The organism is Holdemanella sp. DFI.5.55 (genome assembly GCF_020593575.1).
GTDB classification, from domain to species: Bacteria; Bacillota_I; Bacilli_A; order Erysipelotrichales; family Erysipelotrichaceae; genus Holdemanella; species Holdemanella hominis.
This window is the reverse complement of sequence record NZ_JAJDMK010000446.1, coordinates 1-218: the sequence shown is the minus strand read 5'-3', so window position 1 is coordinate 218 and position 218 is coordinate 1. Positions and strand designations below refer to the sequence as shown.

The following is a 218-nucleotide window of genomic DNA, read 5'->3' as shown; positions in this document are numbered from 1 at the left end:
ACCTGATCCCTTCCCGAACTCAGAAGTGAAACCTCTTCGCGCTGATGGTAGTGTGGGGTTACCCATGTGAGAGTAAGTCATCGCCAGCTCATTATTCCTAAAAACACCCTATTCTAACGAAGAGGGTGTTTTTTATGTGTGGGGAAAATTAAATAAGTACAAATAGGACATAAAATGAGCCTTTCAATACTTTAATATTCAGACGTGTAGTGTGCATC

1 rRNA gene is annotated in these 218 nt (G+C 40.8%); it reads left to right on the top strand.

Annotated elements, in window-relative coordinates:
• Window positions 1-89: ribosomal RNA gene (rrf, locus tag LJE08_RS14755) — 5S ribosomal RNA — on the top strand; the annotation flags it as partial.
• Window positions 90-218 lie beyond the last annotated feature (129 nt).